The following is a 23,943-nucleotide window of genomic DNA, read 5'->3' on the forward strand; positions in this document are numbered from 1 at the left end:
ACTCGCCAGCGAAGACTTTTCTTGCGTGACAGAGGAGCTAGAACGCGGGTTAGCGGGACACTCTTTCCGGTCCAGAGGTTCCCTGGATATAGGCTCGGACAGAGTGAAAGGATCCGAGGAATTGGTCTTTCAAGATTAGGTGGCAAACGTGTGTCGCTGACTAGACGATCGGTCTACTGAGTTAGGTCTCGCGCCCTGTCCTGTGTGGATGCGGACGCGGGTGTTTCTGACCGACGAGTTCATGCGAGAGGACGGGGAGCCAACGTCGAGCGGCTGGACCGAGCGGCACGGCTTCCACGTCGAGCTGACGGTCGAGGATCGGGATGAGCGCCACAGCGATCAACCTGCTCTTACAAGGCAGGCGCGACACTGTCCGAGTCGACACGGCCGCCCGCGTGGAGGACGCGCTCGGCGTCGAGCGGGGCACCCTGTTCGTCTTCACTGACGTCGACCTGGTGAGCCCCTACACCCGCAGGGACGCGGCATGAGCGCCGGTCTGGATCGCGCGTGGACAGAGGCGTTCTACGCCGAGCAGGGACTCACCCTGCTCGATCCTGAATGGACCGCGATCGAGCAGGCCGTGAGCACCGCCCCGCCCGTACCTGACGACGTCGCCGAACAGATCGCTGCACGCTGGAATTACGTCCGGCTCGTGACCGGGCCCCGTAGGCGCGGCATCCTCGTCGTGGAGCGGAAGCGACTCGCTGGTAGCATCCATTCCGACGTTGAGTGACCGTCTGATCACCTGTGGGGTATGCCGTGGGCCAGGACCGTGGGACCGCCGATCTTCCTTCGAACAAGATCGACACGACCGTGCCCAGCGTGGCGCGCGCCTACGACGCGGCCCTCGGCGGCAAGGACAACTACGAGGTCGACAGGCAACTGCTCGCGCAGCTGAACCAGGCCGTGCCCGAGGTCAACATCATCGCGGTCAGCAACCGCGCCTTCCTGACCCGCGCGGTCCGTTTCCTCGCCGGCAAGGCGGGGATCGACCAGTTCCTCGACTGCGGCTCCGGTCTGCCCACGGCCGAGAACACCCACCAGGTCGCGCAGCGGATCAACTCCGACGCGCAGGTCGTGTACGTCGACAACGATCCCGTGGTGCTCGCGCACGGCCGCGCGCTGCTCGAAGAGAACGACCGGACACGCCTCATCGGCGCCAACATCTTCGAGCCGGACGAGGTCCTGAAGAACGACGTCGTCACCACCACTCTCGACTTCAGCCGTCCGCTGGCCCTGATGCACGTGGCCACGCTGCACCACCACAGCGAGGCCGAAGGGATGCCTCCGGCGCAGGTCCTGCAGGCCTACATCGAAGCGATCCCTTCCGGGTCCTATGTGGTCTTCTCGCATTTCTTCGACCCGGAGAACGAGCACAGCCCCATCGCCCACCGGGTGCAGGCGATCCTGAACCAGAGCATCAGCCGGGGCTTCTTCCGCACCCGGGGCGAGCTCGAGGAGATGCTCGCCGGCCTCGAACTCATGGACCCGGGCATCGTGGTCAACGACCAGTGGTGGCCCACCGGCCCCCGTTCGGAGCCGATGCCGGCCGCGGGCAACTGCATCGTCGCCGCCGTGGGCCGCAAGCCCTGACCGGAACAGCCGTCAGGTGCGGATGATCCTCCGTCCCGTGGCGACGGCCACCGCACCGGCGCGGCTGTCGACGCCGAGTTTGTCGTAGATGTGGACCAGATGTGTCTTCACCGTCGCTTCGGAAATGAACAGGCGGGCGGCGATCTGCCGGTTGGTCAGGCCCTCCGCCAGTAGCTGAACGATCTCCGTCTCACGTGGACTCAGCGCGGGTGCCGGTGCCCGCATGTGGCCGAAAAGCCGGGCCGCGACCTGGGGCGCCAACGCGGTCTCACCGCGCGCCGCCGCGTGGATGCCGCGGAAGAGGTCCTCGGGCGGTCCCGCCTTGAGCAGGTAACCTGTGGCGCCCGCCGCCACCGCCCTGGTGATGTCCAGTTCGGCGTCATAGGTGGTGAGCACCAGGACCTTCGGGGCGTCCGGCAGGGCGGTCAGCCGCTCGGTGGCGTTCACGCCGTCGGGGCCGTCACCGAGCTGGAGGTCCATCAGCACGACATCCGGTTTCCGGGCCTCGGCGAACAGCACGGCTTCGTGGGCGCCGGCGCATTCACCGATCACCTCGAAGTCGGGTTCCCCGGCGAGCAGTGCGGCGATTCCCGCCCGCACCACCGGATGATCGTCGACGATCAGCACCCTGACGGTCATCGCACCCCCTTGGTGGGCACGGCGACGGCGAGCGCGGTGCCCTTTCCCGGCGCGCTCTCGATCACCATCTCACCACCGAGTTCGGCGAGCCGCTCCCTGATCATCCGCAGCCCGTTCCCCCGCAAGCCGCCGACACGATTCGAAGCCGGGTCGAAGCCGACACCGTCGTCGCGGATGTCGAGGACGACCTTTTCGGCCAGATAGGTCAGTGTGACGGCGGCCTTGGTCGCCCGGGAGTGCTCGCTGACGTTCGCCAGCGCGCCCTGCGCGACCCGGAGCAGACCTGCCTCCACCTCGGGCGGCAGGGGATATGGATCGCCGCTGCTCTCGAAGCGCACCGGTTGCGTGGCGGCGAACGTGAACTGGTCGGCGAGCCCCCTCAGGCTTTCGCCGAGGTCCATGACATCGAGGCGGGGCGATCCGAGGCCTTTGACGAACCGGCGCGCTTCGGCGAGGTTGTCCCCCGCCGCTTCGGCGGCGCGGGACACGTACCCCTTGGCCAGCTCCGGATCCGTGTCCCATGAACGCTGCGCGGCCTGCAGCAGCATCCGCATGCTCGAGAGCCCCTGTGCGAGCGCGTCGTGGATCTCCCGCGCCAGCCGCTCCCGTTCCTGCACCATCCCGGCCAGCCGCTGGCTCTGCGCGAGATCGACCCTGGCGTCCAACAGTGCGCTGACGGCGGTCACGAGCTCTTTCCGGTCCCGCGCGAGTTGCAGGAACGTCATCGTGGCCATCAACGCGACCGCGATCGGCGCGAGCACGACGCTCGGATCGAACTCGGTGGCGATCCTCAGCTGCGCGAGGATCGTCGCGACGGTCAGCAGGACGACCACCACGATCACGATCCGCGGGCGCAGCACCTGCAGGCAGACGAAGAACAGCGGAACGGCACACCAGGCGAAACTCGGCGCGGCCACCACCAGGGCCAGCCAGACCGCGATCACCGCGGCCAGCCACACCGGACGCCACCGCCCGAGCACCGCCCAGCTCAGCACCCCCGCCACGTAGACCAGCGCGAGCGCGCCGGTGAGCACGAGGATCACCGGGGTGGCGCCGGCCAGCCCGTGTGCCGCGACGAACCTGGCCACCGACGCGGCCAGCAACAGGAAGAACCCGGCGTGCATGGCGGCGTTCAACCGCGTGACCGGCACGATGCGCGGCTTCATCTCGGTCCTCCCTTCGTCGCCGATGATCGTATGCGGGTGGGAGGGTCCTCCCGCATCAATCGTTCGGTTGATGCCCGCACCGATCGCACGGCGTCCGATCCACGTCCGCTCTCCCGATTCGCCGGGCCCCGCCGGGCGGGAGAGTCGAAGGAGAACGAAACACCCCTCCACGGCAAAGGAAATCCGATGAACGCCAAGCTCCCCCGTACCCGCCTCGTCCTGGGTATGACGGCCGGTCTCGCGACCGTCGCGCTCGCCACCGGGCTCGGCGCGGCGCAGGCGCAGGACCGCAAGCCGCAGCCGCCCGCCTCGCCGGCCGTCGTGCAGACCAGCGTGCTCGGCGTCGACGCCGCCACCCGCGCCGCGCAGGCCGCGCTGGACGCCGCGGAGAAGGAAGGGCAGCGGGTCACCGTGGCCGTGCTGGACCGGTCGGGTGACGTGCGCGCCCTGCTCAAGGGTGACGGCGCCGGACCGCAGACCGAGGAGTCGGCCAAGCGCAAGGCCTTCACCGCGGTCTCCTTCGGACAGCCGACGTCCGCGCTGAACAAGAACGCCCAGGGCACCGGCCCGACGGTCCGCGACATCCCCGGCACGCTCTTCCTCGCCGGCGGTGTGCCGGTGGCCGTGAACGGCGGCCCGATCGCCGGGATCGGCGTCGGCGGCGCGCCCAGCGGCGACCTCGACGAGAAGTTCGCCGCGGCGGGCCTGCGCGCCATCGGGGAACTTCGCTGATGATCGGTGGACGGGCGATCGTGGCGCTGCTCGCCGCCCTCGTGCTCGGTGCCTGCGCCCCGCAGGCACCGAGCGCTCCACCCCCGGCGGCGTCGAGCACCACGTCCTCGCCCACCGAGTCCCAGCCGCCCCGCCAAGGAGTCCCCGTGAGTCACCTCTTCTCAGCCGACGCGAACCTCGTCCGGCAGGCCGTCGACGCCGGCGCCGACCTGGAGACCCGCGACGATCGCGACCGGGCGCGAGGTTGGTGATGGCCTGGTCGAAGCCGGTTCCGTTGGCCGCCATGGTCAGCTTCAGCGTGCCGCTCGAGATCGTCTCCGGGGTGGCCGTCGCGGTCGCGGACAGCGTGGCCCACACCCCCGCGCCCATCGCCACCGCGACAGCGCCGACGACGGCGGCGAGCGCGAGCGGGCGCCAGGCGGAGCGGCGGCGGCCGGTGGAGGTCGAGTGGTTCGCCATGTCGAGGTCCTTGTCGTATCGGCTCCGCCCGATGCGGTGCGATGGGACAAGAGTGCGGCGGCCACCTCTGGCCTCCCTCTGCCCTTTCTCAAGGTTTCCTCAAGCCTGATGAGATGACCTCACATCCGGCGGCGTTCTCTCGTCGTACCGGGGACGACGCACGCGACCCGGAGGCGGCAATCCCATGAACGACCCATCCGAGCAGGCCCGCGAACCTCTCGACCCGGGCCTGCGGGCGATCATGAGTGAGCGTCGCCAGCTGATCGGGCTCGCGTATCGCCTGGTCGGCTCGCTTTCCGAGGCCGAGGACGTGGTGCAGGAGACCTACACCCGCTGGTACGCCCTGCCCCCCGCCCAGCGGGCGGCGATCGACTCACCCGGCGCCTGGCTGACGACGGTCGCCGGCCGCATCTGCCTGGACCTCCTGGGCTCGGCCCGCGCGAGGCGGGAACGCTACGTCGGCGAATGGCTCCCCGAACCGCTGCCGGGACAGGTCACGTGGACGACCGGCCGCCCGCCCGCCGTCGATCCGGCCGACCGGATCACCCTCGACGAGTCGATCAACATGGCGTTCCTCGTCGTGCTCGAGTCGCTGACCCCGGCCGAGCGGGTCGCGTTCGTCCTGCACGACGTCTTCCGCTACCCCTTCGCCGAGGTGGCGGAGATCGTCGGCCGTTCCCCGGCCGCCTGCCGCCAGCTGGCCTCCTCCGCGCGCCGCCGCATCCGCGCGACGCGGGTCTCCCCCGCCCCGGTCGCCCGGCAGGCGGACCTGATCAAGGAATTCAAGAAAGCCTGGGAGGCCAAGGACATCGGAGCGCTCATCGGTCTCCTCGATCCCGACGTCAAGGCGGTCGGCGACGGCGGAGGCCTCGTCAGCGCCGCGCTCCATCCGTTCGAAGGCCGCGAACAGGTCGCGTCCTACCTTCTGGAGGTGGCGCACAAGACGTCCGGCCACGAGTTGCTGGAGCGGACCGTCAACGGCCGGCCCGGCCTCGTGCTCGCGCGAGCCGGGCTGACCGTCGCGGTGTTCGCGTTCGACGTCGCCGAAGACCGCATCCGGCACATCTGGGGTGTGCGGAACCCGGAGAAACTCCGGCCGTGGACGGACGCTTGACCCGTCGAGCCGGGCTCCGCGTCGGGCGACGCGGAGCCCGGCCCTTCGGACGGGGTCAGGCGAACTGCCCGGCCCGGTAGTCGCCCGCCGGGTTCCGGACGATGGCGTTGACCCGGTTGAAGGCGTTGATCAGTGAGATCACCGCCACCAGCGCGGCGAGCTGGTCCTCGTCGAAATGCCGGGCGGCGTTCGCCCACGCCTCGTCGGTGACCTCGCCGCCGTCGGCCATGCGGCAGGCCTGCTCGGTCAGCTCCAGCGCGGCACGTTCGGCCTCGGTGAAGACCGTCGCCTCCCGCCACGCCGCGACCAGGTTGATCCGCACGGCCGATTCGCCCGCGGCCGCGGCCTCCTTGGCATGCATGTCCAGGCACACCGCGCATCCGTTGATCTGACTCGCGCGCATCCGCACCAGTTCCTGGATCTGGACCGGCAGCGACGAGTCGAGCAGCGTCCTCCCGGCGGAGATGATGCCTCTCATGAACTTTCCGCCGACCGGGTTGCCGAAGTAGTCGAGCCTCGCGTCCATCGCGATCTCCTTGTCGTTGTAGGTGTTTCTGCCCTACCGACGAAGCGGTTCCGCGAAATGTGAGCCCGTCCCGTGGTTACTGCCCAACAGAAAGCCTTCCAGGGCAAGCCTTCGCGGAACCGCCTGCTCCCGCCGACCCGTAAGATGGTTGTGTGGCACGGGATTTCGACCCGGACCGGGTCAGAGAAGCGTGCCGAACCACCGAACCACGCGGATCGCAGGTCCGGTATCCGCGCCTCGTCCCTTCAGCGAAAGGCTTTCCCATGCCAGAAGGACCCGGCTCCACCGGCACGAGCAAGAACCCCCGGGAAGTCGTCGTCGACCACGGCAAACGCCTCGCCGTCATCGCGGAAGACCTCCTGCAACGTGCCTTGGTGACCGCGGGCCTCCGGCAACCCGACTCGACGATCGCCGCCGACGCGCAGGATTACTGGCGGCGTCCGAGTGGCTCACGGTGGGCCGCCAACTCGCACTGGCGGAACGCCCCCGGCTTCCGGGAGACCGACCTCTGGGACCGGATCGGCGCGGACCATCTCGCCCTGTTCGAGGACGGGGCACGGATGGCGGGGTTCTCCCGGTCCGCCGACAGGGTGGTCGAGTGGGGCTGCGGCGGGGGCGCCAACGCGGTGCATTTCGCACCACGTGCCAAGGAATTCATCGGAGTCGACATATCCCGCGACTCGCTCGACGAGTGCGACCGGCAGATCGCGGGCGTCTGCGACACGGTATTCCGGCCGGTCGCCGTCGAGGTCGCCAACCCGGAATCCGCGCTCGGCGACATCGACGGCGTCTGCGACGTGTTCCTGTCGTTCTACGTCTTCGAACTGATCCCCTCGCCGGAATACGGCGAACGGCTGCTGCGGATAGCCCACGATCTCCTCGCGCCCGGCGGCCTCGCCCTGATCCAGATCAAGTACGAGACCGGCGAATGGCGCACCAAACCCCGGCGGCGTTCGTACCGGCGCGGTCTGGCGAACATGACGACCTATCCGATCCACGACTTCTGGGAACTCGCCGAGCGCTGCGGGTTCGTCCCGCGTGCGGTCCGGCTGGTGCCGCGGAACGAACTCGACGAACGCTACGCGTATTTCTTCCTTTCCAAGGAATGACCAGGGGGTCGTTCGGTGACGCGTTCGACCTTGCCGACGAGGAAGACGTAGGAAAGGATCCCGGCGACCGTGATCACGGTCATGTAGGCGAACCCGGGGGCGAAGCTGTCGTCGGTGACGATCAGGCCGATGACGATCGGGGTGGCGATCGACGACAGGTTCCCGATGAAGTTGAACATCCCGCCGGTCAGCCCGAGCAGCCGCCGCGGCGCCAGCGCGGACACCAGCGACCAGGTGATCGACGCGAGACCGTTCCCGAAGAACGCCACCGACAGGATCACGATGACCACCGCGGTCGAGTCGGTGAACCCGGCCCCGACCATCACGGTGCTCAGCAACAGACCGGCGATGATCGGGCCCTTGCGGGCCGCGCCGAGCGAAACCCCGCGCCGGACCAGGAAGTCCGACAGGACACCGGAAGCCAGCACACCCACCAGCGCCGCGATGAACGGCAGCGACGCCAGGAAGCCGGACTTGATGTAGTCCATTTCGCGGTACTCGACGAGGTATGTCGGGAACCAGGTGAGGAAGAACCAGAGCGTCGAGGTCAGGCAGAACTGCCCGAAGTAGATCCCCCACAGCTTCCGGCTGCCCAGCACGGTCGCCAGGTCCGCCTTGGTGATCCGCGCCCGCTCCGGGCGCTCTCGCGCCAGATCCACCAGGCCGCCGCCGGAGCGGATCAGCTTCACCTCGGCCTCGTTGGCGCGCGAGTCGCGCGGCTCGCGGTACTTCGCGTACCAGAGCGCCGCCCAGAGGATGCCGACCAGACCGGTGGCGATGAACACCCAATGCCACGAAAGCATCGCCTGCAACCAGGAAAGCACGGGCGTCAGCAGCGCGAGACCGATGAACTGGCCCGAGGTGTAGAAACCGATCGCGGTGGCGCGTTCGCGTTCCGGGAACCAGACGGTCGCGATCTTGCTGTTGATCGGATAGGCGGGTGCTTCGAAGACGCCGACCATCAGCCGCAACGCGATCAGCGCCACGAATCCGCCGATCACGCCCATGAAGAGCGTCGCGAGCGACCACAGGATCAGGCAGGCCGGATAGAGCAGCCGCGGCGGGATCTTGTCGACCAGCCAGCCGCCGGGCAGCTGCAACGCGGCGTAGGTCCAGCCGAAGGCCGACAGGAGCAGCCCCTGTTCCGCTTTGGACAGATCGAGTTCGCCGGCGATCGCGGGCATCGCGATCGACAGGTTCGAACGGTCCAGGTAGTTGATGACGACGGTGATGAACAGCATCACCGCGATGAGCACGCGATACCGGGACGGGCGTGGCGCGAGTCCCGAGTGGACGGACGTCGTCATCGCGCTCACCACTCGGCGAACGAGCCGTCGGCGTGCCGCCACACCGGATTCCGCCAGCGATGCCCCTCGGCCGCCCGCTCGGCGACGTACTCTTCGTTGATCTCGATGCCGAGCCCGGGCCCGGCCGGGATGGCGACCTGTCCGTCCTTGTAGGCGAACACCGCCGGATCCGTGACGTAGTCGAGCAGGTCGTTGCTCGTGTTGTAGTGGATCCCGAGGCTCTGTTCCTGGATCGTCGCGTTGTAGCAGCCCGCGTCGATCTGCAGACAGGCCGCCAGCGCGATCGGGCCGAGCGGGCAGTGCAGGGCGAGGCCGACGTCGTAGGCCTCGGCCATGTGCGCGATCTTGCGCGCTTCGGTGATGCCGCCGCAGTGCGACGGGTCCGGCTGGATGATGTCGACGGCGCCCGAGGCCAGCACGGCCTTGAAGTCCCACCGCGAGAACAGCCGTTCGCCGAGCGCGATCGGGATCGGCGAGTTGCGCAGGACCTCCGCGAAACCGTCGACGTGTTCGGACAGCACCGGTTCCTCGACAAACATCAGCCGGTACGGCTCCAGTTCGCGCAGCAGGACCTTGGCCATCGGCTTGTGCACGCGACCGTGGAAGTCCACCCCGATGCCGACGTCCGGACCCACCGCCTGGCGCACCGCGTCCACGTTGGCCACGCAACGGTCGACCTTGTCCCAGGTGTCCAGATAGGACAGTTCCTCGGTCCCATTCATCTTCACCGCGCTGAATCCGCGGTCCACCACCTCGCGCGCGGCGCGGGCGGTCTCGGCGGGCCGGTCGCCGCCGATCCACGAGTAGACCTTGATCCGGTCGCGCACCCGGCCGCCGAGCAGTTCGTGGACCGGCACGCCGAGCGCCTTGCCCTTGATGTCCCACAGGGCCTGGTCGATGCCGGCCAGCGCGCTCATGTGGATCCCGCCTCCGCGGTAGAACCCGCCCCGGTAGAGGACCGTCCACAGATCCTCGATATGCGCGGGATCCTTGCCGATCAGGTAGTCGGAAAGCTCCTCCACGGTGGCGGCCACGGACGAGGCGCGGCCTTCGAGGACCGGCTCTCCCCAGCCGGTGACGCCCGCGTCGGTTTCGATCTTCAGGAACGACCAGCGCGGCGGCACCTGATATGTCGTCATTGACGTGATCTTCATGGTTTTCCTATTCCTGGTGCCAGATCTCGGAAAGCGCGCGAGCACGGACGGCGACCGCGTCCGCGCTGTCACCCGGCCGGTAGAGACAGGAACCCAGTCCCGCTCCGGCCGCCCCGGCGGCGGCCCAGGCCGCCAGGTTCGTTTCGTCGACGCCGCCGACCGGCAGCAGTTCGACCTCGCGCGGCAGCACCGCTCGCCACGCCTTCATCCCCCCGATCCCGACGGCGTCGGCGGGGAACAGCTTGAGGTGCCGGGCGCCCGCGGCGAGCGCGGCGAACGCCTCGGTGGGCGTGGCCACGCCCGGGTACGGCGTCATGCCCTCGGCCACGGCGGCGGAGATGACCGCCGGGTCGCTGTTGGGCGCCACGATCATGCGTGCCCCGGCTTCGCGCGCCCTCCCGACGTCTTCGGTGGTGAGCACGGTGCCCGCGCCGATCTCACACCACTCCCCGAACGCGTCGGCGAGCAGGCGGACGCTCTCGAACGGCTCCGGCGAGTTCAGCGGCACTTCGATGGCGGGGAAGCCCGCGTCGACGAGCGCCCGCCCGACGCCGACGACCTCGGCCGGGGTCACTCCGCGCAGGATCGCGATCAAACCGGTCACGGCTTCAGTGTCCTTTCGAGACGGTCTTCGAGCAGTCCGGCGGATGTCGCGATCCGCCACAGCCCCCGCGCGGCGACGTCCTCGGACAGCACGGTGGCCTTCACTCCCCTGCCGGTCAGGGCGAGGGCGTAGCGGCGGCACAGTTCGCCGTCACCGCACAACACCAGCGGGGAATCCAGGTCGCGCAACAGATGCGAAACCTCGTCGGCGATGAGCACGCCCGAGAGGTAGTCAGGGAGCGAAGCGGGGTCGAGGACGCCGTCGAGCACGAGCGGGCGGGCACCGAACGCCTCGGTGGCGATCCCTCGCGAACGTCGTCCCGCGGCCAGACCTCGTGAGAAGGCCGCGTCGTCGGGGACCGCCTCTGCGGCCGTGCGCGCGAGGATGCCTTGCGTGATCAGCAATCCGTACAGCTCGCCGGTCATCGCGGTGGCGAAACCCGTCACGATCCCGTCCTCGACGCGGACCCATTTGCTGTGCGTACCGGGGAGAACCACCGTGACCGGGCCTGCGGGGTCGCCCAGCGCTTCGAGCACGCCGATCAGCTGGGTTTCCTCGCCGCGGATCACGTCGCCCGGGCGCTCCCCGGACGGGATCCGCAGTCCGGGGACGACGTGGAGCACGCCGTCGCGGTGGGACACGGGGACGAGCGAGGGGAAGTCGAGCCTCGCCGGGACGGTGCGATAACCGGCGTCGATCCAGCCCTGCGCGCTGCCCACCATCCCGGACGCGATGGCCGGGAGCACGGGCCAGTCGCCGCGGATCTCCCGGAAGGCCGACTCGTAGGCGGCCGCTCTGCCGCCCGGGCCGACGCCTTCGGTGATCGCGAGCAGCCCGCGAGAGGCCCGGCGGGCGTCGAGGATCTCCCCCTCGGCGTCGAGCAGCCAGGCGCGCTGACCGGAGGTTCCCCAGTCGAGCGCGATGAGGCCGGGTTCGGTGTCCGTCACGAGCGACATCGTGCGGGCGCGTTCCCGATAATGCGATCGGCGTCCCTATATGTAGGATTCCAGCATGTCCGAGACCGCACCGCCCGGCACCCAGACCCTCGCCCGCGGCCTCGCGGTGATCCGCGCGGTCGCGAACGGCGCGACCGATCTCCGCACCCTGGTCGAGTACACCGGGCTGGGCCGCAGCACCACGCACCGGCTGGTCCAGCTGCTGGTCGGCGAGGGGTACCTGCGCAGCGGACGGGACGGCTACGCGCTCGGGCCCACCCTGATCGAACTGGGTTTCCAGGCCCTGCACGGCAGCCCGCTGCCGGTCGTCGCCCGGCCGGTGCTGGAGGACCTGGCCGAACAGCTGCGCGACACGGTGCACCTGGCCGTCCGCGACGGCGACTCGGTGCTGTACCTGGACAAGCTGCCGGGCTCACGGGGCGCGGAGATGCGCTCCCGGATCGGGCACCGGATGCCCTTGACCCGGACCGGCGTCGGGATGGCGCTGCTGCTGGATTCCACGACGGAATGGCGGGATCTGTATCTGGCCGAGACGCCGGTGGAGCCGGGGCGGGTGCACCCGGAGGACCTCGACGCGTTCCTGGCGCGCATGCGCGAGTACGCGGAGGCCGGGGTGGCGATGGATCTGGAAGACAACGAACCGGGGATCCGCTGTGTCGCGGCGCCGATCCGGGACGCCACCGGCGCGATCGCCGGGGCGATCAGTGTTTCGGCGACGCGGCCGTACATGCCCGCCGCCCGGATGCGCGGTCTGAACCGCGTCGTCGGCCGTGCGGCGCAACAGGTTTCGGCGGGCCTCGGCCACCGCGAACACTGAAACGCCGCGTGGAGGGCGGTCTCGCCCTCCACGCGGTCGTACAGCCGGTCATCGCAGCACCGCCGGGTCACCTCCGCGGGCCTCACCCGGCTCGGGCGCCGGAGTGCGCAGGGTGGCCATGGCCAGGAAACCACCGGCGATCGCGATCCCCGCGGCCCCGAGGAACGCCGCCGAATACCCGCCGGTCAACGCGACCGCGTCGCCGATCCGTCCCGCGCCTGCCGAAACCCCGACCGCGGTCATCGCGGCGAGACCGAGTGCCGAGCCGATCTGGTAGGACGTGTTCACGATCCCCGACGCGAGCCCGCCTTCCTCCGGTTTCGCGCTCGAAATCGCGGTGCCGAGCGACGGGATGAACGCCAGCGCCTGGCCGAGCGCGGCGACCAGCGAAGCGGGCAGGACGTCGACGAGGAAGCTGCCGGTCGGGCCGACGAACGACAGCCACACCAGTCCCGCCGCGAGCGCCCACAGCCCGCCGATGATCATCTTCTTCGGCCCGAACCGGCCGATCAGCCGGGGCGCGACGGCGACCATCAGCACGACGATCAGCACGGTCATCGGCAGCAGCGCCGCCCCGCTCGCGAAGGCCCCGTAACCCAGGACCTGCTGGAGGTACAGGTTGAGGAAGTACCACATCGGGATCCACGCGGCACCGAGCAGGAACTGGGCGAGGTTCGCCCCGCCGAGGTTCGGCGTCCGGAAGATCCCCAGCCGCACCAACGGGATCTCGCGCTTCCGCTGGATCGCCACGAACACCGCGAGCAGCGCGACGCCGCCCGCCAGCGCGCCCCAGGTGCCCGCCGAGCCCCAGCCCGCTTCCGGTGCGCGGACGACGCCGAACACGGTCAGGCCGAGTCCCGCGGTCACCGCGACGGCGCCGGCGACGTCGACCGAACCACGCCGGACGGGCGCGGGAGGCATCAGCTTGCCGGTGGCGAGCACCGCGACGAGCGAAATCGGGACGTAGAGCCAGAAGATCCACGGCCACGACAGCCATTCGGTGATCACTCCGCCGAAGAACACGCCGGCGGTGCCACCGGCGGGGGCGGCCGCGCCGTAGAGCGCGAGCGCCTTCGTCAGCTCACGAGGACGCGCGCCGAACAGCATCATCAGCAGGGTCAGCGCGGACGGCGCGATCAGTGCCGCGCCCGCGCCCTGCAGGACCCGGCCGAGCAGTTCGATCCACGCGGTGCCCGCGACCGCGGCGACCACGGAACCGCCGAGGGTCACCACCCAGCCGGCGGTGAACATCTTCCGCGCGCCGAACAGGTCCGAGAGACGCCCGCCGAGGAGCAGCAGCCCGGCGAGCGCGATGACATAGGCGTTGAACACCCACGACAGGTCACCCGGGGAGAACCCGAGGTCCCGCTGCATCGCGGGCAGGGCGACGCCGATGATCGAGGTGTCCATGATGACCATGAACTGGGCCAATGCGATGAGTCCCAGTGCCCACCACCGTCGTGGGTCCGGGGTTGTCTCCGCCATGACGAACTTCCTTTCCGTTTTGATACCCCCACGGGGTATATGACGGAGATGAAGTTATGCCTGTCGACACGCGGGCACAAGTACCCCCATGGGGTATCTCTGTCGTCCTCGTCACAGCCGCGGGCCGACTCTCACGCCCTCAAATGCCGGTGCGGCTCGAGCGGCTCGTGATTACCCTCGCCCTCTGTGAACGATCAAGAGGAATACGCCAGGTATCGGGAAGACTCGAAGGTGCTGGCGGCGATCGGGGCATGCCTCGACGCCCACGTCGACCCCATCACGGTGCGCCTGCCGAAGGCCCTCGCGCAGACCGCCGCGGCGGCGTGGGATCGCGACGAGCTGGGCGAGGTCGGCGACGAGACCCACGAGCAGTACGCCTTGCGGGATCAGGCCGGGGAGCTGGCCCTGATCGGCCTGGCGATCTCGGAACGCGGCCGCTGGGAGAACGACGAAGTGGTCGTGGACCTCAACGTGGGCGCTGTCGGCGCGGCCGTGCGGGTGTCGCTGTGAACCGGGCCGGGAAACTTCTCGAAAGAAATCCGGGAGCCGGTGTCGGATCGGCGTGGTCGCGTTCGTAGCAGAGGTGAAGTCCTTGACACCCCGGGAGATGATCCTCAGATGAAATACCTGGTTTCCGTGATCGACGACAAGAGCACTCCCGGCAGCACCGACCGGCAGCCCGCCATCAGCGAGTTCAACGAACGGCTGATGGCCGAGGGGTACTGGGTCTTCGCGGGCGGGCTGGCGGACACCGGTTCGGCCACGGTGATCGACAACCGGGGCGAGCAGCCGGTGTTCAGCGACGGGCCGTTCGTGGAGTCGAAGGAGTACCTCGCCGGCGTCTGGGTGTGGGAGGCCCCCGATCTGGACGTGGCGCTCAAACTCGCCACCGAGGCGTCGAAGATCTGCGACCGGAAGATCGAGGTGCGGCCATTCCTGTGAGCGGCGTCGAGGAGGCGATCACCCGGGCCCACCGCGACGAGTGGGCGCGCGTGGTCGCCACCCTGACCAGGCGTTTCGGCGATCTCGACCTAGCCGAGGAAGCGGCTGCCGAGGCGTTCGCTACCGCCGTCGAGCGATGGCCGTCCGACGGCGTGCCGCCCGGGCCCGGCGCCTGGCTGACCACCACCGCCAACCGCAAGGCCATCGACCGGATCCGGCGGGAGAACAAGCGTGACGACAAGCAGAAGGAGGCTCGGATGGCGTACGACGACGACCCGCCCGAGCCGCTCGGCGTCATCGACGACGACCGGCTCCGGCTGATCTTCACCTGCTGTCACCCGGCGCTCGCGCTCGAAACCCGCGTGGCGTTGACGCTGCGCATGGTCGGCGGGCTGACCGTGCCCGAGATCGCCCGCGCCTTCCTGGTGGCCGAAAGCGCCATGGGGCAGCGGATCACCCGCGCGAAGGCCAAGATCAAAGCGGCTCGCATCCCCTATCGGGTGCCGTCAGCCGAGGATCTCCCGGCCCGGGTGTCCGGGGTGCTCGCCGCGCTTTTCCTCGTGTTCAACGAGGGCTACCTGGCCACCGGGGCCGACACCGATCCGCTGCGCCACGACCTGACCGCCGAGGCGATCCGGCTCACCCGCCTGATCCGCGGCCTCCTGCCGGACGACGGTGAGGTGGCCGGGCTGCTGGCGCTGATGCTCCTCACCGAGGCCCGCCGCACCGCGCGGATCTCGGCGAGCGGCGAACTGGTCGCCCTCGACGAGCAGGACCGGGGCGCCTGGGACACGGACCTGATCGCCGAGGGGCATCGGCTGGTGCGCGAACGCCTCGCCGCCGGAGTGGCGCCGGGCCGCTACCAGATCCTCGCCGCGATCAACGCCGTGCACACGTCCGCCCGCGACATCCGGGACACCGGCTGGTCGCAGATCCTCGCGCTCTACGACCAGCTCGTCCGTGTCGATCCCTCGCCGATCGTCGTCCTCAACCGGGCCATCGCCGTCGCCGAACTCGACGGTCCGGAAGTGGCGCTGGCGGCCGTCGACCGGCTCGACGACAGCTTGGCCGGGTATCACCCGTACCACGTGACCCGCGCCGATCTGCTGCGTCGGCTGGGCCGCGGCGCCGAGTCGCGAGCGGCCTACGACAAAGCGATCGAACTGGCGGGCAACACCGCGGAGACCGCCTACCTGACCCGCCGTCGCGACCAACTGCGTTGACGCTCCCAGGTCATCCGACGCGAACTTCCGCGCGGGACAAGCGTGCCGCGAGCCGCGCCGCCCGCTCGGCCTGTCCGGGATCGACGCCCGCCCTGGCGACGAGCCGCAGCCGGGAGACGCCGTCGGGGACGCTGGGCGGGCGGAAGCAGCCGACCACGATTCCTTCGTCGAACAGCGTGTCGGCGGCGGCCACCGCCTGATCGGCCGAGTCCGCGGGAATCGACTGGACCGCGCCGGGCGCGTGGGGGACCCCGGCGGCGTCGGCGATCAGTGCCGCGATCCGATGGAGTTCGCCCACCCGTTCCGGTTCCGCCTCGATGATCCGGCAGGCTTCGGCGGCCCCCGCGGCCGCGGCGGGGGCGAGTCCGGTGTCGAAGATGAACGTCCGGGCGGTGTTGACCAGATGTTCGCGCACCGGCCCCGGTCCGAGCACGGCGCCGCCTTGGGTGCCGAGCGCCTTGGACAGCGTCGCCGTCACGACGACGTGCGGCGAGCCGGACAGACCGGCGGCGTGGACCGCGCCCCTCCCCCGGCCCGCCACGCCGATCCCGTGTGCTTCGTCCACGACCAGAAGGGCGTCGTAGGTGACGCAAAGCGCCGCGACGCGCGCCAGATCTGTGGCGTCCCCGAGCACGGAGTAGATCGACTCCACGACGACCACCGCCCGGGTCTGCTCACGGTCCCGGAGCAGCGCTTCGAGCGCGACGACGTCGTTGTGCGGGCAGATCCGCACGGGCGAACGGGACAGCCGCGCGCCGTCGATCAGCGACGCGTGCACGTGCTCGTCGGAAACGATCAGCGTGTCCGGTGAACCCAAAGCCGTGAGCAGGCCGATGTTGGCCGCGTAGCCACTGGAAAACGCCAAGCAGGACGGCCGGCCGGTGAGGCGGGCCAGTTCCCGTTCCAGTTCGTCGTGACCCGCCGTCGTCCCGGTCACGACCCGCGACGCGCCCGCTCCGGCGCCGTAGGTCTCGATGGCCCGGGTCGCGGCCGCGCGGACACGGGGGTCGCCGCCGAGCCCGAGGTAGTCGTTCGAGGCCAGGTCCAGCAGCCCGCCGCGGGATCCCGGGTTGCGGCGGGCGTCGGTCCCGCGCACCAGACCCGCCCGCCGCCGGTCCGCTTCGGCACCGGCGATCCACTCCAGCAGAGCGTTCATGCGTTGGGCGCGACAGCCGTACCGGCGCCACGCGCCCGGACCGCGACGTCCGTCCGATGTGGACTCTCGTCGGCGCCGAGGACCTTGAACCCGGCGTCGGCGATCATGTCGAGGTCGGCCTTGGCGGCCTGCCCCTCGCTGGTGAGATAGTCGCCGAGGAACAGCGAATTGGCCACCTGCAACGCGAGCGGCTGCAGCGAGCGGAGATGCATTTCGCGGCCGCCCGCCATCCGGATCTCCTTGTCGGGGCAGGCGAACCGGGCCAGCGCGAGGATCCGCAGCGAACGCAACGGCGTCAGCTCCCAGGTGCCCGCGAGCGGTGTGCCTTCGAAGGGCATCAGGAAGTTGACGGGAATCGAGTCACTGTCCAGGTCCCGCAGGGCGAAGATCGCGTCGATCAGTTCGTCGTCGCTCTCCCCCATGCCCACGATCAGCCCGGAGCAAGGGGAAAGGCCGGCGTGCTTGGCTTTCTCGACGGTCGACACGCGGTCTTCGTAGTCGTGCGTCGAGCAGATCTCCGAATACCGGGACTCGCTCGTGTTGAGATTGTGGTTGTAGGCGTCGACACCGGAGTCGCGGAGTCGCTCGGCCTGGCCGTCCTTCAGGATTCCCAAGCAGGCGCAGACTTCCACGCCGGAGTGCGCGGATTTGACGGCCTCGACGACGCCGGCGACCCGGTCCACGTCGCGGTCGCTCGGCCCGCGCCCGCTCGCGACCAGGCAGACCCGCGACGCGCCGCCCTCGATCCCCGCCGTCGCCTGCTTGACCGTCTCCTCGGCCGAAAGCCAGGAATACTTGAGGATCTGCGCCGACGAGCCGAGCCGCTGCGAGCAGTACGTGCAGTCTTCCGGGCACAGCCCGGATTTGAGGTTCACCAGGTAGTTGACCTTGACCCGGTCCCCGAAGTACGCGCGCCGGAGCCGCCCGGCCGCGGCGACCAGGCCGAACACCTCGTCGTCCGGTGTCTTCAGGACCATCCGGGCGTCGTCGCGATCGAGGACGCCGCCTGCCAGCTGGCGCGAGGCCAGGTCATCCACTGTTTTGAACACCTATCAAATCCTAGGTGGACGACCAGGGCCGCGCAAGGCCCCCGGTGCCGGACGGGCACAATGGCCCCGTGAAGGTGACGCGAGCGCAGATCGTCGACGGCGCGTACGAGCTGCTGCGCGAGCGGGGGCTGAGCAGCCTGTCCATGCGGCGGCTGGCCCTGGACCTCGGCGTGCAGCCCGGCGCGCTGTACTACCACGTCGCCAACAAACAGGAACTGCTCGCCGTGGTCGCCGCCCGCGTCCTCGCGGACTTCCCGGCGTCACCCGCCGATCCCCGCACCGCGGCGCAAGACCTGCGGGCGGCATTGCTGCGCGTCCGCGACGGCGCCGAGGTCGTGTCGTTCGTGCAGGCGTACCGGCCGGACGTCCTGACCCCGACCCGGGCGCTGAACCGGTTGTTCGCCGAGCGATTCGACGCCCGCCGAGCCGAATGGGCCGCCCGCACGATCGTCCACTATGTACTCGGCTTCGTCGCGGAAGAACAGAACCGGGCCGAACTCGTCCGCGCGCGCATCGTCGACGACGAGCCCGCGCAAGAACGGGAATCGGGCGAGGCGTTCTTGTTCGGTGTCGACGCGATTCTCAGCGGGCTCAGCGAAAAGCGTCGTGAGTGGTAAGTGTCGTTAGGGCGGACTGGTCTTTGCCTGCCTGCCGCTGACCTGCACGGGGCTGGGCGTCCGGTCGCGGATCAAAGGTCGTGCCGGTCACGACCGGTGGCAGATGAGGATTCCGGACGTTCAACGTCCGGAATCCTCCCCGCTCGACCGCACCGGCATCCAGCGCAAGCGTCACACGATCACCAGTCACCCAGTGGGTAGGTAAATACGAGTCCGCTAGAACCAGCCTTGCCACTCACGAGGTCAGTGGCCGCGCGCGATCCATTCGGCCAGGTGCGGCGCCTCCGTGCCGATGGTGGTCCCGTCGCCGTGGCCGGTGTGGACCCGGGTCTCCTCCGGCAGCGCGAAAAGCCGCTTCTCGATCGACGAGATGATCGTCGGGAAGCTGGAGAACGAACGTCCGGTCGCCCCCGGCCCGCCCGAGAACAGCGTGTCACCGGAGAACAGGGCCTTCGCCTCGGGCAGGTGCAAGCAGACCGACCCCGGCGAGTGCCCCGGGGTGTGGATCACTTCGAGGTCCGTGCCCGCGACGACGATCCGCTCGCCGTCTTCCACGCTCCGGAACTTACGCCCGGGGTGGGTCATCTCCCACAGTTCCTGATCGCCGGGGTGCAGCAGGACCGGCGCGTCGAGGTGCTCGCCGAGTTGCGGAGCGACGGTCACGTGGTCGTTGTGCCCGTGCGTGCACACGACGGCGACCACCCGGCGGCCGCCGACGGCCTCGGTGATCGCGCGCTCGTCGTGCGCGGCGTCCACGATCACGACCTCGTCGTCGTTCCCGACGAGCCAGATGTTGTTGTCGACCTCCCACGATCCGCCGTCGAGTTCGAAGACCCCGTTCGTGACGACCCGGTCGATCCGCAGGTCGCTCACAGGATCACCACCGAACGCAGCACTTCGCCCGCGTGCATGGTGTGGAACGCCTTTTCGACGTCGCCGAGCGTGATCCGCTCGGTCACGAACCGGTCGAGCGGCAGCCTGCCCTGCAGGTGCAGGTCGATCAGCACCGGGAAGTCCCGTTCCGGCAGGCAATCGCCGTACCAGGACGACTTCAGCGCGCCGCCGCGCGAGAAGAAGTCGAGCAGCGGCATCTCCAGCCGCATGTCCGGCGTCGGCACGCCGACCAGCACCACGGTGCCCGCCAGGTCACGCGCGTAGAAGGCCTGCTTCCAGGTTTCGGGACGGCCGACAGCGTCGATGACGACGTCGGCGCCGAAGCCTCCGGTCAGGTCCTGGATCGCGGCGACGGCGTCGGTCTCCGAGGCATCGACCGTATGCGTCGCGCCGAGTTCCCGCGCCCACTCCAGTTTCCGCCCGTCGCGGTCGACGGCGATGATCGTCCCCGCGCCCGCAAGGCGGGCGCCGGCGATCGCCGCGTCGCCCACTCCCCCGCAGCCGATGACCGCCACCGAGTCGCCCCGGCCGACACCGCCGGTGTTGACCGCGGCACCGAGACCGGCCATCACGCCGCAGCCGAGCAGACCGGCCACCGCGGGATCCACGGCCGGGTCGACCTTCGTGCACTGTCCGGCGTGGACGAGCGTCTTGTCCGCGAAAGCGCCGATGCCGAGCGCGGGCGTCAGCTCCGTGCCATCGGTCAGGGTCATCTTCTGTGTCGCGTTGAAGGTGTCGAAGCAGTACTGCGGGCGCCCCCGCTTGCACGCCCGGCACTGCCCGCACACCGCGCGCCAGTTGAGCACGACGAAATCGCCGGGCTGTACGGAATCGACGCCCTCTCCGACGCTTTCCACGGTGCCCGCCGCCTCGTGACCGAGCAGGAACGGGAATTCGTCGTTGATGCCACCGTCGCGATAGGTCAGATCGGTATGGCAGACACCGCAGGCCGCGATCGACACGACGACCTCGCCGGGGCCCGGGTCGGGGATCACGATCTCCGTCAGTTCGACCGGCGCCCCCTTGGACCGGGCGATCACCCCGCGCACCTGTTGTGGCATTCCCTGTTTCCTCCGCTCGACGACGCGGACATGCGCGGAGACGCATGCCTGACGCGAGGCTAAACCGGGACACCCGTGGCCGCGACCTGACCGTCGGTCGAGAAAACCTGGCCTTTCGACCAGGTCGAGTGAAGAGCTACGCTGACGGCGATGCCCGAAACCGCCGATCTGACAGCGCTGCGCGAAGTCGTCGAAGGCCCGCTGGCCGAGATCGCCGGCCGGTTCTCACGGCTGCTCGCCGAAGAGTGGCCGCATCAGGCGCTCGTCATCTTCACCCTGGAATGTACCGGCAGGCCGCGCAAGGTCACCGGCGCGAAGGAGATCGCCGACAAGGTCGCCATCCGCGAACTCGAGGCGATCAAGGCACTCGTCGAGCCCGGCGGGCACCTGACCCTGACGGCCGCTCTCGGCGGCGCCGCGCGAACGGTCTGGGCCGTGCGCGACCCGGTCGGGACGCTGCTCGTGCTCGTTCCGCGCGCCAGCCGCAAACGCTTTCCCCGGCCCGCGCGGCTGGCGGAGATCTTCGGGATCGTCGCGACGTCGATCCGCCAGCAGGTCACCCAGGCCAGTCCCGACTACCTCGCCGAGTCGCGCGCGGCGTCCAGCGAACGCGCGCGCACGATCGTGGAGATGGCCGCGGCGCACGAGACCGCGCTCGTGACGATCCTGACCGCGTTGCGTTCCACTCGCCTGGACGACCATCGCGCCCGTCTCGTCGCGACGGATTCCGCCTCCGCCGCGCTGGTGGCGCTCCGGTCGGCGCACGAAACCGACCTCGCGCTGTCCGAAGAACCGGCGCACACCGCCTTCGGCAGGCTCCGCCGGGAAGTCCGGCAGGTGATGCGGCATCACGACGCCGAAGTCGAGTTCGTCGCGCCGTCGAAGGACGGGCGGCCGCTGCCCGGCGAGGTCGCCCACGCCGCCCGCGCGATGACGTGCACCGCGGTGCTCGCGTTCACCACCCAGCCGGATCTGACCCGCCTCCGGATCGCGTGGACGAGCGACGAAACGGCCCTGCACCTCGACATCCGCGACCAGGAGTCCGGCGAACTCGACATCGCGGGCCTGCGCCTGCAACTCGACGGCCGCGCGAAAACACTCGGGGCCGCGGTCGAGGTCGACGCCGTTCCCGGCTGGGGCAGCCGCGTCACCGTCGACCTTCCTTTCGAACCTCGGTCGGACCGGGCAGGCGAGGCCGTGCTCGCCGATCTCAACCGCCGCGAACTCGAAGTACTGCGGCTCGTGGCGCGCGGACAGCGCAACAAGGCCATCGCCGCGGCGCTCGGCATCACCGAGAGCACGGTGAAGTTCCACGTCGCGGGCGTACTGAGGAAACTGGACGTCGGCTCACGGGGCGAAGCGGCGGCTTTGGCCTTGACCGCGGGGATCGCCGCCGAACACTCCGCGTGATCGGCACGCTCGGCGCACTGTCCCATTTCCACCGAATGGCCGCAGGCGAAAATACACAGAGTGTGTTTTCCCCGGCGTTACAGAAATCGTCTTTTCGCCTCGATCGAGTGAAACTCGGAGCACCCTCCTGAACTGCGGTAATACTGTAAAACCGCAGGCAGATTCGCTCTGAAGAACGAGCGCGCAGATTGATCAGCGCACTGCCCTGCTGTTAGAGATATCCCTCCCGGATTCGCATCCCGTTGCGAATGACCCTGCGCATGGACAGGCATTGAATGACCCGATCGCAGACCTCTTGCGGTGCCGCACGCCCTCATGCGGCCGCCGCACTCCTCACCTTGGCGCTGGTGGTGCTGGCCGGTTGCGGCTCCACCCAGCCCGAAGGCGGCGGGGCAGCCGCTCCCGTCGCCCCGCAGGCTTCGTCTCCCGAAGCGCTCGCCGCGCTGCCCGAGGCGAACACCTTCAGTGAGCTGAAATCCGCGCCCGCGGACCCGTCCGGCGAACTCCCCGCGGGCCGCGAAGTCCTGCACCCGAAGGCGGACGCGGCGATCTACCGCGCCCCCGGCGCCGAGGCGATCGCCCGGCTTCCGGAAACCCAGATCGGCTCGCCGACCTGGGTCCCGGTGATCGCCCGGCAGGGCGACTGGGCGCAGGTCATGCTTCCCACGCGTCCCAACGGCGCGACCGGCTGGCTGCACGCCACGCCGGAAACCGTGGAATCGGCGCAGAACGATTTCGAGGTCCGCGTCGATCTCGCCGGTTTCCGCCTGGAGATCCTCGAAGCGGGCGAACAGACCGGCTCGTGGACCATCGGCACCGGCAAACCCCAGCACCCCACCCCCACCGGTCGCGCGTTCATCCTCGCCTCGATCAAGGAGAGCGTGAACACCTACAGCCCGATCGTGCTGCCGCTGAGCAGTCATTCCGATTCGCACGAGACCTTCGGCGGCGGCCCCGGCACGGTCGGCCTGCACACCTGGCCGGACGACAGTTTCGTCGGCAAGGCCACCAGCGACGGCTGCATCCGGGTCACTCGCGAGGCGCTGGACCGCCTCGTCGAGCTGCCGCTCGGCACCGTCGTGCACATCACCTGACACCCAACCACGGAGGTAATTTCCTTGTCCCCGCGTACCACCGGCGTGCTCGCCTGCACGGCCGCCGCCTGTTTGCTCCTCACCGCCGCCCCCGCGACGGCCGCCCCCACCGAGTCCGCGTACGCCATCGCCGCGTCCGGTCTGGTCAAGATTCCTCGCACGCCTTCGGTTTCCGGGCCGGGCAAGGAATCCCTCGCCTCGGTCGCGCTGCCGACTCCCGGCCCCTCACTCGTCAGCGCGAAGGCGCTGAACGCCGCGGTGAAGACGGGCCACGCCGAATCCAGCGTCGCCGGACTCGCCCTGAACCTCGGCCTGCTGCCCACCGGGGCGGCTCTCCCCGGCTTGAGCGCCGAGGTGATCGAAGCCGACTGCAGCGACGGCAAGGGTTCCGTGTCGATCGCGAACCTGAAGGTCGGCGGCAAGACGCTCAAACTCGACCAGGTCGCGCCGAACACCACCGTCCCGGTGGCCTCGCTGCTCGAACTGACGGTGAACAAGCAGACCAAGAACGCCGACGGAACCCTTACGGTGACGGCGGTTTCGGCCAAGCTGCTCGGCAAGACGCAGACCCTGGACATCGCGTCGGCCACCTGCGCCAAGTCCGCGGGCGAGAAGCCGGAACCGCCGACCAAGCCCGGCGGCGACAAGCCCCAGCCCGGCGGGAAGGCCCCGAAGCCCACCCCGGTGCCCGCTCACCTGGACGTGACCGGCTGACGTTTCGGTCCCTTCACGGCTGCTTAGGTCCGTGAAGGCCTCCTTGAGGGACCCAGAGTCCCTCAAGGAGGCCTTCACGGACCGGGGCTCACGACCCGGTCAGGCTCACGACCCGGTCAGGG

Annotated in this window: 27 protein-coding genes; 15 read left to right on the top strand and 12 right to left on the bottom strand. The window is 69.6% G+C overall.

Going from position 1 to position 23,943, the window contains the following annotated elements; genetic code table 11:
* Positions 1–323: 323 nt before the first annotated feature.
* From AB0N89_RS32045 to AB0N89_RS32055, 3 genes are read left to right on the top strand one after another with little or no spacing between them, the layout of a single operon-like run.
* Positions 324–488 carry a hypothetical protein gene (locus tag AB0N89_RS32045; protein WP_364212287.1) on the top strand — a complete coding sequence of 55 codons (165 nt, stop codon included), beginning with the start codon at positions 324–326 and terminating at the stop codon, positions 486–488.
* On the top strand, positions 485–733 hold the full coding sequence (locus AB0N89_RS32050) for a hypothetical protein (protein WP_364212290.1): 249 nt from the start codon (positions 485–487) through the stop codon (positions 731–733). Before AB0N89_RS32045 ends, AB0N89_RS32050 begins: the two co-directional genes overlap by 4 nt.
* A 26-nt stretch (positions 734–759) precedes the next feature.
* Positions 760–1,593 (top strand): SAM-dependent methyltransferase, encoded by an 834-nt coding sequence (locus AB0N89_RS32055; protein WP_364212293.1) that lies wholly within the window; start codon positions 760–762, stop codon positions 1,591–1,593.
* Positions 1,594–1,605: 12 nt separating this feature from the next.
* Here the strand turns inward: AB0N89_RS32055 and AB0N89_RS32060 are convergent, their stop codons facing one another.
* Both AB0N89_RS32060 and AB0N89_RS32065 read right to left on the bottom strand, forming a co-directional pair.
* Positions 1,606–2,232, bottom strand: coding sequence for a response regulator transcription factor (locus AB0N89_RS32060; RefSeq protein ID WP_364212296.1), 627 nt, complete (start codon positions 2,230–2,232; stop codon positions 1,606–1,608).
* The gene (locus tag AB0N89_RS32065; RefSeq protein ID WP_364212299.1) at positions 2,229–3,398 is read right to left on the bottom strand and encodes a sensor histidine kinase; all 1,170 of its coding nucleotides are present in this window, start codon (positions 3,396–3,398) and stop codon (positions 2,229–2,231) included. Before AB0N89_RS32065 ends, AB0N89_RS32060 begins: the two co-directional genes overlap by 4 nt.
* A gap of 186 nt (positions 3,399–3,584) precedes the next feature.
* Between AB0N89_RS32065 and AB0N89_RS32070 the strand changes: the two genes are divergently transcribed.
* The 3 genes from AB0N89_RS32070 to sigJ all read left to right on the top strand — a co-directional run bounded on the left by AB0N89_RS32070 (position 3,585) and on the right by sigJ (position 5,703).
* Positions 3,585–4,130 carry a heme-binding protein gene (locus AB0N89_RS32070; protein ID WP_364212302.1) on the top strand — a complete coding sequence of 182 codons (546 nt, stop codon included), beginning with the start codon at positions 3,585–3,587 and terminating at the stop codon, positions 4,128–4,130.
* Positions 4,130–4,381, top strand: a complete 252-nt coding sequence (locus AB0N89_RS32075; RefSeq protein ID WP_364212305.1) for a hypothetical protein — start codon at positions 4,130–4,132, stop codon at positions 4,379–4,381. Before AB0N89_RS32070 ends, AB0N89_RS32075 begins: the two co-directional genes overlap by 1 nt.
* Before the next feature lie 392 nt (positions 4,382–4,773).
* Positions 4,774–5,703, top strand: coding sequence for an RNA polymerase sigma factor SigJ (gene sigJ, locus AB0N89_RS32080; RefSeq protein ID WP_364212308.1), 930 nt, complete (start codon positions 4,774–4,776; stop codon positions 5,701–5,703).
* 55 nt (positions 5,704–5,758) lie between these two features.
* Here sigJ and AB0N89_RS32085 read toward each other — a convergent pair whose 3' ends face one another.
* Positions 5,759–6,229 (bottom strand): carboxymuconolactone decarboxylase family protein, encoded by a 471-nt coding sequence (locus AB0N89_RS32085; protein WP_364212311.1) that lies wholly within the window; start codon positions 6,227–6,229, stop codon positions 5,759–5,761.
* Between the two features lie 263 nt (positions 6,230–6,492).
* Between AB0N89_RS32085 and AB0N89_RS32090 the strand changes: the two genes are divergently transcribed.
* Positions 6,493–7,338, top strand: coding sequence for a methyltransferase domain-containing protein (locus AB0N89_RS32090; RefSeq protein WP_364212314.1), 846 nt, complete (start codon positions 6,493–6,495; stop codon positions 7,336–7,338).
* Here AB0N89_RS32090 and AB0N89_RS32095 read toward each other — a convergent pair.
* Genes AB0N89_RS32095 through AB0N89_RS32110 form a run of 4 tightly spaced genes read right to left on the bottom strand, consistent with a single transcriptional unit; the run spans position 7,308 to position 11,359 of the window.
* On the bottom strand, positions 7,308–8,645 hold the full coding sequence (locus AB0N89_RS32095) for an MFS transporter (protein ID WP_364212317.1): 1,338 nt from the start codon (positions 8,643–8,645) through the stop codon (positions 7,308–7,310). The genes AB0N89_RS32090 and AB0N89_RS32095 overlap by 31 nt on opposite strands.
* A 5-nt stretch (positions 8,646–8,650) precedes the next feature.
* Positions 8,651–9,799, bottom strand: coding sequence for a galactonate dehydratase (gene dgoD / locus AB0N89_RS32100; protein WP_364212320.1), 1,149 nt, complete (start codon positions 9,797–9,799; stop codon positions 8,651–8,653).
* A 7-nt stretch (positions 9,800–9,806) separates the two neighbouring features.
* Entirely contained in the window at positions 9,807–10,403 is a 597-nt protein-coding gene (locus AB0N89_RS32105) for a 2-dehydro-3-deoxy-6-phosphogalactonate aldolase (RefSeq protein ID WP_364212323.1), read from the bottom strand.
* Positions 10,400–11,359: a 2-dehydro-3-deoxygalactonokinase gene (locus AB0N89_RS32110; protein WP_364212325.1), complete on the bottom strand. Its 960-nt coding sequence runs from the start codon at positions 11,357–11,359 to the stop codon at positions 10,400–10,402. Before AB0N89_RS32110 ends, AB0N89_RS32105 begins: the two co-directional genes overlap by 4 nt.
* A gap of 55 nt (positions 11,360–11,414) precedes the next feature.
* Between AB0N89_RS32110 and AB0N89_RS32115 the strand changes: the two genes are divergently transcribed.
* Positions 11,415–12,176, top strand: coding sequence for an IclR family transcriptional regulator (locus AB0N89_RS32115; protein WP_364212328.1), 762 nt, complete (start codon positions 11,415–11,417; stop codon positions 12,174–12,176).
* A 48-nt stretch (positions 12,177–12,224) separates the two neighbouring features.
* Here AB0N89_RS32115 and AB0N89_RS32120 read toward each other — a convergent pair whose 3' ends face one another.
* Positions 12,225–13,661, bottom strand: a complete 1,437-nt coding sequence (locus tag AB0N89_RS32120; RefSeq protein ID WP_364212331.1) for an MFS transporter — start codon at positions 13,659–13,661, stop codon at positions 12,225–12,227.
* A gap of 186 nt (positions 13,662–13,847) precedes the next feature.
* Between AB0N89_RS32120 and AB0N89_RS32125 the strand changes: the two genes are divergently transcribed.
* The 3 genes from AB0N89_RS32125 (at position 13,848) to AB0N89_RS32135 (ending at position 15,826) form a co-directional block, all read left to right on the top strand.
* Positions 13,848–14,171, top strand: a complete 324-nt coding sequence (locus tag AB0N89_RS32125; protein ID WP_364212334.1) for a hypothetical protein — start codon at positions 13,848–13,850, stop codon at positions 14,169–14,171.
* Between the two features lie 108 nt (positions 14,172–14,279).
* Positions 14,280–14,603 carry a YciI family protein gene (locus tag AB0N89_RS32130; protein WP_364212337.1) on the top strand — a complete coding sequence of 108 codons (324 nt, stop codon included), beginning with the start codon at positions 14,280–14,282 and terminating at the stop codon, positions 14,601–14,603.
* On the top strand, positions 14,600–15,826 hold the full coding sequence (locus AB0N89_RS32135) for a DUF6596 domain-containing protein (RefSeq protein ID WP_364212340.1): 1,227 nt from the start codon (positions 14,600–14,602) through the stop codon (positions 15,824–15,826). The genes AB0N89_RS32130 and AB0N89_RS32135 overlap by 4 nt, the downstream gene beginning before the upstream one ends.
* A 10-nt stretch (positions 15,827–15,836) precedes the next feature.
* On the opposite strand, the gene AB0N89_RS32140 is transcribed toward AB0N89_RS32135, so the two are convergent.
* A complete protein-coding gene (locus AB0N89_RS32140; RefSeq protein ID WP_364212343.1) occupies positions 15,837–16,982 on the bottom strand; it encodes an 8-amino-7-oxononanoate synthase in 1,146 nt (381 codons plus the stop codon).
* Positions 16,979–18,031: a biotin synthase BioB gene (gene bioB / locus AB0N89_RS32145; RefSeq protein WP_364212346.1), complete on the bottom strand. Its 1,053-nt coding sequence runs from the start codon at positions 18,029–18,031 to the stop codon at positions 16,979–16,981. The genes AB0N89_RS32140 and bioB overlap by 4 nt, the downstream gene beginning before the upstream one ends.
* Before the next feature lie 68 nt (positions 18,032–18,099).
* Between bioB and AB0N89_RS32150 the strand changes: the two genes are divergently transcribed.
* Positions 18,100–18,648, top strand: coding sequence for a TetR family transcriptional regulator (locus tag AB0N89_RS32150; protein WP_364212349.1), 549 nt, complete (start codon positions 18,100–18,102; stop codon positions 18,646–18,648).
* A 243-nt stretch (positions 18,649–18,891) separates the two neighbouring features.
* On the opposite strand, the gene AB0N89_RS32155 is transcribed toward AB0N89_RS32150, so the two are convergent.
* Positions 18,892–19,521 (bottom strand): MBL fold metallo-hydrolase, encoded by a 630-nt coding sequence (locus AB0N89_RS32155; protein ID WP_364212352.1) that lies wholly within the window; start codon positions 19,519–19,521, stop codon positions 18,892–18,894.
* Positions 19,518–20,603 (bottom strand): S-(hydroxymethyl)mycothiol dehydrogenase, encoded by a 1,086-nt coding sequence (locus tag AB0N89_RS32160; protein WP_364212355.1) that lies wholly within the window; start codon positions 20,601–20,603, stop codon positions 19,518–19,520. Before AB0N89_RS32160 ends, AB0N89_RS32155 begins: the two co-directional genes overlap by 4 nt.
* A 150-nt stretch (positions 20,604–20,753) precedes the next feature.
* On the opposite strand from AB0N89_RS32160, the gene AB0N89_RS32165 reads away from it, so the two are divergent.
* From AB0N89_RS32165 to AB0N89_RS32175, 3 genes are all read left to right on the top strand, one after another.
* Positions 20,754–22,013 (top strand): LuxR C-terminal-related transcriptional regulator, encoded by a 1,260-nt coding sequence (locus tag AB0N89_RS32165; RefSeq protein ID WP_364212358.1) that lies wholly within the window; start codon positions 20,754–20,756, stop codon positions 22,011–22,013.
* A gap of 275 nt (positions 22,014–22,288) precedes the next feature.
* On the top strand, positions 22,289–23,107 hold the full coding sequence (locus AB0N89_RS32170; protein ID WP_364212361.1) for a L,D-transpeptidase: 819 nt from the start codon (positions 22,289–22,291) through the stop codon (positions 23,105–23,107).
* Between the two features lie 24 nt (positions 23,108–23,131).
* Positions 23,132–23,821 (top strand): choice-of-anchor P family protein, encoded by a 690-nt coding sequence (locus AB0N89_RS32175; protein WP_364212364.1) that lies wholly within the window; start codon positions 23,132–23,134, stop codon positions 23,819–23,821.
* Positions 23,822–23,943: the final 122 nt, after the last annotated feature.

This window comes from Amycolatopsis sp. NPDC089917 (assembly GCF_040684635.1).
Classification (GTDB): Bacteria; Actinomycetota; Actinomycetes; order Mycobacteriales; family Pseudonocardiaceae; genus Amycolatopsis.